This is a genomic window from uncultured Proteiniphilum sp. (assembly GCF_937873925.1).
Taxonomy (GTDB): Bacteria; Bacteroidota; Bacteroidia; order Bacteroidales; family Dysgonomonadaceae; genus Proteiniphilum.
In genome coordinates, this window is the sequence record NZ_CALNAT010000110.1 from 1 (window position 1) to 8,507 (window position 8,507).

Here is an 8,507-nt window from a genome sequence, read left to right on the forward strand (position 1 = left end):
GAAGAAAATAGAACGTTCCGGCAAGAGGGTCTTCAGCGGTTATTATTCCTTTCACCTGGAAAATATCTCCCGGAAAAACTTCAGCAATGCTATCCACTCCATTTTCGAAAGTTATCAGGGGATTGGATATTTTGTTTTCACATGCTGTCCATAACACAATTGTAAGGACGGAAAGAAAAATTAAAATTCTATTCATTGTATCTGTATTTTTTAATTTCGTTTGCATTGAAAGTTTCACTATTTCAGTTCCAGAATAGTAATAATCGGCAAATGGTCGGACGCTTGTGTGTCGACAACCTGATGTGAGACTACTGAAAAATTTTGTATCGGACGGTAAAGAATAAAATCAATTTCGCGATTCGGTTTGTTAGACGGAATCGTCAGGCAATTTGTGGTACACGTCTTTTTAAAACCAAAATCGAAAAACGACTGTATTGTTTTATTACCGGGAACAGCGTTGAAATCTCCTCCAAAAATAACGGGAGCTGTCGAGTTGGAAAGAATCCGATTGATTTCGGGGACTTGCAGATCCCTGTTTTCCTGGGTTAGTTCCAAATGCGTATTGGCAATCATAATCTTTTTCTCATTTACTGTAATGGTTGCAGTAAGCAGAATCCGGTAGCTGACATACACATCCGGACCCAGATCCACACGCGGTAAATCGTGCCGCTGTGAATCAAACAATTGATATCTGGATAAGATACCCAGCCCGGATTCTCCTCCCTGATAATCAATCGCCTTCCCATAGAAAGTATAAGGCATATTCGTCTTAGACGATAACAAGGCCAATTGATCCACTTTTCCGCTCCGGGTAGTATTCCGGTCGAGCTCTTGGAGGAAAACCACATCGGGTTTTATCTCATTGATAACTGCTGCAACAGCATCGACATCCGGGGTAGTACTATTTATAGCAGAACAATATTTCACATTATAACTCATCACTGTAACGCTATTGTCAGGTTTTTGCGTATTCCAACCGGGATCGTCAATTCCTGTATATTTTTTTTCACAGGCTATCGCTACGAGAAGCAACGTGAACAACAACAAAACGGATATATATACTCTTTTCATTTTTTATTCCTCCCATCCCGGATTTTGTCCCAAGTCAGGATTTTTAATCCTTTCGGCATAAGGTACCGGCCATAGATAATGTTTATTCGGATCAAAGTGGTCTATTCCACCTTCAGCAACCGATTTCTCATAAACAATATCGCCAAATTCGTCCACTCCGCTTGCTTCGAAAGGGTTTTTGCCCAAATCATTCAAACATACCTGCAAGCTGGGGCCGACCATGGCTTTTCCTAAAAACTTTTCTCCTTCTTTCCATCGTAAAACATCGAAATAGCGCATTCCGTCCATCGACATCTCTACCCGTCGTTCACGATGAAGTTCCGTTTCGAGGTCCATACCCCAGGCTGCCAGTTCATCCAGTCTCAGAGGATGCATTTCTACCCTGTTCCGCAATTGATTGATCGTCTGGTCAATCTGTGCTTGAGTAAGTGTTCCCCCTTGTATATTGAATAAAGCTTCAGCGTAGATCAGCAATACTTCTGCATAACGAATTACATTGATATTATTATGGTCTCTGTTGGTTGCACCCGCTAATTCCGGGGAATTATATTTTTTAAAATAGAATCCGGTCAATCCGTTGGCTCCATTTCGGTTGTTGTTTTGCAAAACCGCAAAACGCGGCAATTGAAATATTGGGTTAGAGATGTTGTCGTCAGGATCTCCATCGTCGCCTCCCGGCCATTCATCTCCAGGAGTATAAAGTGTCATAGCCATACGCGGATCGCGGTCTTTAAAATAATCGGCATAATGTTGTTCGGGATAAATATATAAACCGGAAACCGTTACATCCGTTTGCTTATAATATTCCAGCCCCGTTTTCGCCGGTTTGCCGTCAGTACATAAATACGCGTCGACCAATCGTTTGGAAGGGTTAAAACGTATATAATCAACGGGTGTGCAAGTGTAGTTAGTGAAATTGTTCATACGCACATCTTTTACATAAAGACTGAATATAATGACTTCCTTATTGGCAGAATTCACTTCGGAATTACCGGTAAGTTGATACAGTTCTCCATAATCGGGATACAGTTCATAAGGACTATTATCCATAATCTCTTTTGCCGTGGAGGCAGCCAATTCCCACATTTCATTCTGCAGGGCAATACGGGCTTTCAATGCCAGAGCGCCCCATTTATTAATACGCCCCAGATTGTCTCCGGCCGGGATTTCCGGGCCTAATTTACTTACCGCCCAGTCTAAGTCGTCAAGAATAAACTGAATAACTTCACTTCGTGATGTCCGTGGCCCATAGGCTTCTTCAGAGGTGATCACTTTGGTAATAAGAGGTACATCTCCCCAATAAGAAGTCAGCCAAAAATACTGCAAGGCACGGATCACCTTCGCTTCAGCAGCATAGACGTCTTTTATACCCTGGGATATTTCAGCTTCATTATAATGATCCAGAAAGTTATTACAAGTGAAAATATGGCTATATGTATAATTCCAAAAAGAGCTGATCGGAAAGCCGTCTAAAGCCGTATGCCGCCCGCCGGGAACTTTACTCAATCCACTCGATAAATCGCCCCAAACCACATCGTCGCCAAAAACACTGGGGTAGGTAATCAGTTCATACTGGAATCCGTCATAGCAAGGATAGAGAGCAGCTCGTAACTGGTCTTCCGTTTTCCAGTATGTACCGTGTGTAACGGTATCGAGCGGATATTTGTCCAAAAAACCATCATCACAGCTCAAGGAAAACGAGAGCAGTACAAAAAGAAAATATTTTAAATTCGTCATTTTATTCATAGTTTTATCCATTAATATCATTAAAAACCGAGTTGAACACCGATAGCATACGTTTTTAATTGCGGGTAAGCATCTCCGGAAGTTTCTCTGACTTCCGGATCGAATCCGCCAAAATAATTCGTCAAGGTAAGTAAATTGTCAATTGTTACATATACCTTTAAACGATCCACGTTCATCTTATTTATCAAAAATTTGGGTACGTTATAGCCGAATTGAATATTTTTCAATCGTAAATAGGAAGCATCTTCCAACCAATAATCCGAAAAAATGATATTATGATTGGGTTGGTAATACATACGGGGATAAGAAGCGTCCGGATTATTAGGTGTCCATCGATCGAGATGGGCTTTTTTGGGAATGGAGTAATCATTGATAAAAGCATGCCGCGCCTCTTCACTCAGGTAGCCGTTAACTTTTCCGACTCCTTGCAAATAGAAAGAAAAATCGAAATTTTTCCATTCTATGAATCCTCTTAATGAGTAGGAATAACGGGGATAAGGATTTCCAAAAACCACCTTGTCATAATCATCAATTTTACCGTCCGGTTCACCCTTCTCTCCACTAATATCGCGGTAAATTATATCTCCGGGTTGAATAATGGCTGCATAACTGCTGATAACGGGAAATTTGGGATTTTCATACTGCTGTGTAAATTCATTATAGGATTCAAAATCGATTATTTGAGCCAATCCATCTGTCAAATATCCGTAATAAGCATTAATCGGATCACCTACCCGACGGATATTATTTCCTAAAGAAGGAGCACTATTTCCCAAATCAGTTATTTCGTTTTTGGTGTCCGAAAGATTGGCCGTAAAACCATAATAAACCTGTCCTATTTTATCACGCCAGTTTAAACTTAGTTCCCATCCCTTATTTTCGATCGATCCTATATTCTCAAAAGGGAGGTTGTCCGTTGCGGTTATGCCGATTACAGACGGATAAATCGGTTTCAGTAGAGCATTTATATTTGTTTTTTTAAACCAATCGAACGAAAGATCGAGCCGATTGCTCCATAATACCAAATCAACGCCGATATTGAACATCCGAATAGTTTCCCATTGAATATTTTCATTAGCCAAAGCATTTTGTTTAAAGCCTACATTTTCTTTATTACCGATAGGATAAGCCTTTTCTACACGTTCAATTTCGGTTAGATACGGATAATAATTACTACTGATACTCTGGTTTCCTAATTCGCCCCACGAAGCGCGTAATTTCCCCGAATCTAAAATCTTTCTGGAAAAATTCATAAACCCTTCCTCGGAAAACCGCCAGCCCCCTGAGAAAGAAGGGAAGGTTCCCCAACGGTTATTTTTTGAAAACCGGGAAGTACCGTCATAACGGACATTCGCCTCAACCAGATATTTAGAAGCGAAATCGTAATTCACTCGTCCAAAATAAGAACGCAAAGCCCAATGCTCTTCGGTCCCGCTGTTACGGATATTTTCCGTACCGGCATCAATTACCTCAATTCCATCGAGTAAGACTTTTTGCCGGGAAGCGCTTAAATAAGGTGTATTGGCCCATTCCTGCGAAAAACCGGCAAGGAATTTTAACTCGTGTAGGGAGAGTTGTTTTTCATAGTTCAGGGTAGTATTGAACGTTTGGGTTACCGTATTAAAGTGGGATTCCGAAATCGTATTCACTGCCTGGTCATTTCCCGTATGAGGAGTCCCGTCGGCTAAAAAGCGAGGCATGGTAGGACTCCAGTCTTTTACATTCCGTGTGTAGTAATTGTAGGCATACTGGGCGTTCACATTCATTCCGTCAATCAGACGAAGCGTAGCATTAAGATTGCCATTGAAGGTTCTGGAATAATTTTTGGTATATCCGGATTCATAAGCCACTCTTACGGGATTGGACACCGATCCGTATGACCAATAAGGGGAATCTTGCCAGTTACCATCTTCGGTAGGGAGTTGCCATTTAACCGGCAACAAGGGAGAAATGCGTTGAACCAGGCGGAATATGCCCGCTGTTCCGGAACCACCCGCATCTTTACGGTAGAAATCAATAAAACTTATATTGCCGTCAATACGTAAGCGGTCGGCTAAATCCGTGATTAACCGAAGGCGCGTATTATGCCGATGGGAAGCATACGGATCAGCGACAATTAGGCCGGTCTGGTCCAGGAATCCGTAAGACATGTAATAAGAAGTGTGTGCATTCTGACCGTTGATATTGATATTATGACTTTGCTGAGTTGCATGTTCCTTATAAACTTTACCCACCCAATCGGTGTTGGAATAATCATTCGGGAAATTTTTGGAGTCATATTTCATGAATGCATCTTCCGTATAGGGAATTGCCACCCCTCGGGCACTGCGTGCTTCGTTAGACAATGTCATATACTCACGCCCGTCAACCAATTCGGGCAATGACGTCGGAGTTTGAATACCTACATAACCGGAATAATTTATCACCGGTTTTCCTTCATTTATCCCTTTTTTAGTAGTAATCAAAATAACACCGTTGGCTGCACGTGCCCCGTAAATAGCTGAAGAGGCTGCATCTTTCAGTACAGTTACACTCTCAATATCGTCGGGATTGACCAGATTAATATCTCCTCCTGCAACACCATCAATTAATATCAGCGGAGTTGTTTGGCTGTGAATCGTATTTACTCCCCTGACCAATACATCGAGTCCGGGACTTCCCGGTTGACCCGAAGAGGACGTAATGGTAACGCCGGGCAACATACCCTGTAGCCCAGCGCCAACAGTGGCAATCGGCCGATTTTCCAATACATCGCCTTGAACGGACGAAATAGATCCCGTAATATTTATCTTTTTCTGTATCCCATACCCAACAACAACCACTTCCTCAAGTAATTCGGAATCTTCTCCGAGTATGACCTCTATCGTATTCCGGCCGTTTCGTGGAATTTCCTGGGCAGTATATCCGATATAGGAAAATATGATAACCGCATTGGCAGGAACGGATAAAGAGTACCGTCCGTCTATATCGGTCACGGTTCCCTTGGAAGTGCCTTTCTCTACAATATTTACACCGATAAGGGGTTCGTTTTGAGCATCCGTTACACGTCCTGAGAGAACAGATACCTGTTGTATTTGTTCCGGTTCGGGAGCCGCCTGCTTGTTACGGACAACGAGATAATGATTGTCGTTCCTTTTCTCGTACGTAAATTTAGATTGGCTCAATGATTTGTACAACCACTCTTCCATATTATTGGTTTCGGCATCGAATGCCGGAGCTTCCTCATTCTGAATTTCCGTGGCATTATATGATACGGATTGTCCTGTAGTTTTTCCTATTTCATTGAGTCGTTCCATTCTGTGGAGCATCGATTCGGCAGGAAAACTTCCGATATTTTGTACGGTAGCAGACAAATTTCCAATATTCACCCAACACAATACCGCAATTGAGAGGGTGATCCTGCGCATTTTATCCATTTTCATTCCCATAATTTTGTATTATTTAATCAATTCAACTGTATTGTTATTTCTTTTATAATGAACATTGTATAGTTTGCATATCGTAGTAAGTACTTCTTCCTGCGGCGTATTTAAAGTGAAAGAGGTAACGATTTTTTCGTTATGATTCACCACATTCCCATAGATCAGGTTGATATTAAAGGCCTGCTTCAGCCTGAAAGCAACTTCTATGATGTTTGCTTCCTCCAGCACAATTGTTCCCGACCGCCATGCAGAAATATTCCGGGCATCTGTTTTGCCTGCAACAAATTCGTTATTCCTGTTTTTGACAGACACTTTATAATTGGGATCCAGTATAATTGTATTCTCTTTCTTATCATACACTTGTACGCGGCCTGTATTGACCGAAATCACCTGTTCTTCCAGTTCGGCGTACGCTCTTATATTGAAAGAAGTACCCAATACCTGTGTACTGATCCCATTGGGCGTGTGAACGATAAAAGGTCGATTTACCTCTTTCTCCACATTGAAGAAGGCTTCCCCTTCTTCCAGCCATATTTCGCGGGTATGGGCATTAAACCGCCCCTGTCGCAGGCTGATGGTTGTTCCCTGATTGAGGAAAACGGTAGAGCCGTCGGCGAGTATGATCCTTTTCATATCGTTACCGGTTATAAATTGTTTTTCAATCGCGGAAAATTCCGCCGGTATCTGTGCTGTATTTATAAAAGACGGATCTTTGGTAAACGGGGTTGTCAACAGGATGATGATAAAAGCGATTGCGGCAGCACTGCTTCCGATAAATAAGGGAATATGCCGGATGGCTATGCCGTTTTTTCTTTCGGGATACCGGGATGTTCCTATTTTCTTCATGATTTGCTTCCGGTTCCTTCTGATGGCTTTCTTTAATTCCTTGTCTGTTAATCTTCGTGTGTTCTTTGCCGGATCATAAGACTTCTTTAACAACTCAATTACATTTTCCTCTTTTTGAGTAATTTCATTGTTATGAATGCGTTGCAGGAAATATCTCAATAAAAGATTTTTTTCATCGTTCCGCAACTTTTTTTCAGGTAGTTTATCTTTATCCATATTCTTTTTATCGCTTCTTTTCTATATATATTACGAAATCAGATACTCATTTTTCCCTGATTTTTTAGTTAATAAAATATAAATGATTTTTTGAATTATTACATAATGCCTATTATTGTGATGATTATAGATCAACCGTTTTTCGATGAGTGAAAAAATAGTAATATTTTTGTAATTTTTTCGTAGTTAAAACTTAATGCGGTTTATCTCCTTTTTTATGGATGAAATGATGTTTCTTTGTAATGAAATCAGATGCAGGTAAAGGAGACCACATGGTAAAAAAAACAGATTATTCATTGCTCAGGTTAATTTCGGAAAAGAATCAAAAAGCTTTCGCTTTATTCTATGACCGTTATATCAAACTGATTTATAAGTTTGTTTATCAAGCATTGAACGATCAGGAACAAACGGACGATCTTATTCAGGAATTTTGGATGAAGGTGTGGGAAGATCCCTCTTTTTTGAGATGCAATGAGCAGGAGTCGGTGCAATCCTATATGCTGCAAAATCTTCGTTTCAGGGTACTGGATGTGTATCGGGAAACATTGAGAAATATGATTTCCCTTGATCAATTGGAAGAGAATATGGCGCTTAACTATCATGACATTACGGAAGAACTGGATGAAAAAGAGTTATTATCTGTAATTCGCGAAGCATTGAATAAACAACCCTATGTAGTGCGGAAAACATTCTGGCTCCGGATCAATGACTGGTCGGTGGAAGAAACGGCGAAAGTATTGTCCGTGAGTAAAAAAACAGTGTATAATAAATATTCGGAATCATTATCAATTGTAAGGTCACACCTGAAAAACAATCATCCCGAACTGATTGAGGATTTTAATTCGGCTGTAACCGGCAAAAAAATATTTTCACTACGCACCCTCTTTTTCTGACAATGGCTATTTCCTTTATTCCTCTAATTTTAATGAACCTTTATCGTTGTATCTTTGTTCGGATAAGAATATACGATCAAAAAAGAACAATATGAAGAAATATATCGGAGCTCATATCAGTGCGTCGGGCGGTGTGGAGAATGCGCCCCTGAACGCGCACGCCATCGGGGCAAAAGCATTCGCTTTCTTTACCAAGAACCAACGCCAATGGTTTGCCTCCCCCTATACGGCACAGAACATCGATCTCTTCAAATCACGTTGTGAAGAACTGGATTATTCACCCGATCACATTCTTCCGCACGACAGCTATCTT

General features: G+C 40.9%; 6 protein-coding genes and 1 pseudogene. 2 read left to right on the forward strand and 5 right to left on the reverse strand.

Features of this window, described 5'->3' with window-relative positions:
- The 5 genes from Q0502_RS07440 to Q0502_RS07460 all read right to left on the reverse strand — a co-directional run.
- Positions 1–196 (reverse strand): hypothetical protein (locus tag Q0502_RS07440; RefSeq protein WP_298649121.1); only part of this gene is annotated, 196 nt, incomplete at its 3' end.
- 41 nt (positions 197–237) lie between these two features.
- The gene (locus tag Q0502_RS07445) at positions 238–1,071 is read right to left on the reverse strand and encodes an endonuclease/exonuclease/phosphatase family protein (protein ID WP_298649124.1); all 834 of its coding nucleotides are present in this window, start codon (positions 1,069–1,071) and stop codon (positions 238–240) included.
- A gap of 3 nt (positions 1,072–1,074) precedes the next feature.
- Positions 1,075–2,808, reverse strand: a complete 1,734-nt coding sequence (locus Q0502_RS07450; RefSeq protein WP_298649126.1) for a RagB/SusD family nutrient uptake outer membrane protein — start codon at positions 2,806–2,808, stop codon at positions 1,075–1,077.
- A gap of 29 nt (positions 2,809–2,837) precedes the next feature.
- On the reverse strand, positions 2,838–6,245 hold the full coding sequence (locus tag Q0502_RS07455) for a TonB-dependent receptor (RefSeq protein WP_298649128.1): 3,408 nt from the start codon (positions 6,243–6,245) through the stop codon (positions 2,838–2,840).
- A gap of 9 nt (positions 6,246–6,254) precedes the next feature.
- A complete protein-coding gene (locus tag Q0502_RS07460) occupies positions 6,255–7,301 on the reverse strand; it encodes a FecR family protein (RefSeq protein WP_298649131.1) in 1,047 nt (348 codons plus the stop codon).
- Positions 7,302–7,543: 242 nt separating this feature from the next.
- On the opposite strand from Q0502_RS07460, the gene Q0502_RS07465 reads away from it, so the two are divergent.
- Positions 7,544–8,194 (forward strand): sigma-70 family RNA polymerase sigma factor, encoded by a 651-nt coding sequence (locus Q0502_RS07465; RefSeq protein ID WP_298649132.1) that lies wholly within the window; start codon positions 7,544–7,546, stop codon positions 8,192–8,194.
- A gap of 91 nt (positions 8,195–8,285) precedes the next feature.
- Positions 8,286–8,507: pseudogene (locus Q0502_RS07470) on the forward strand (deoxyribonuclease IV); the annotation flags it as partial.

Bases quoted from the DNA above. Each gene is read 5' to 3' on its own strand.
- Q0502_RS07465 (WP_298649132.1), top strand. From the start codon at position 7,544: ATGAAATCAGATGCAGGTAAAGGAGACCACATGGTAAAAAAAACAGAT.
- Q0502_RS07450 (WP_298649126.1), bottom strand. From the start codon at position 2,808: ATGACGAATTTAAAATATTTTCTTTTTGTACTGCTCTCGTTTTCCTTG.
- Q0502_RS07445 (WP_298649124.1), bottom strand. From the start codon at position 1,071: ATGAAAAGAGTATATATATCCGTTTTGTTGTTGTTCACGTTGCTTCTC.
- Q0502_RS07455 (WP_298649128.1), bottom strand. From the start codon at position 6,245: ATGGGAATGAAAATGGATAAAATGCGCAGGATCACCCTCTCAATTGCG.
- Q0502_RS07460 (WP_298649131.1), bottom strand. From the start codon at position 7,301: ATGGATAAAGATAAACTACCTGAAAAAAAGTTGCGGAACGATGAAAAA.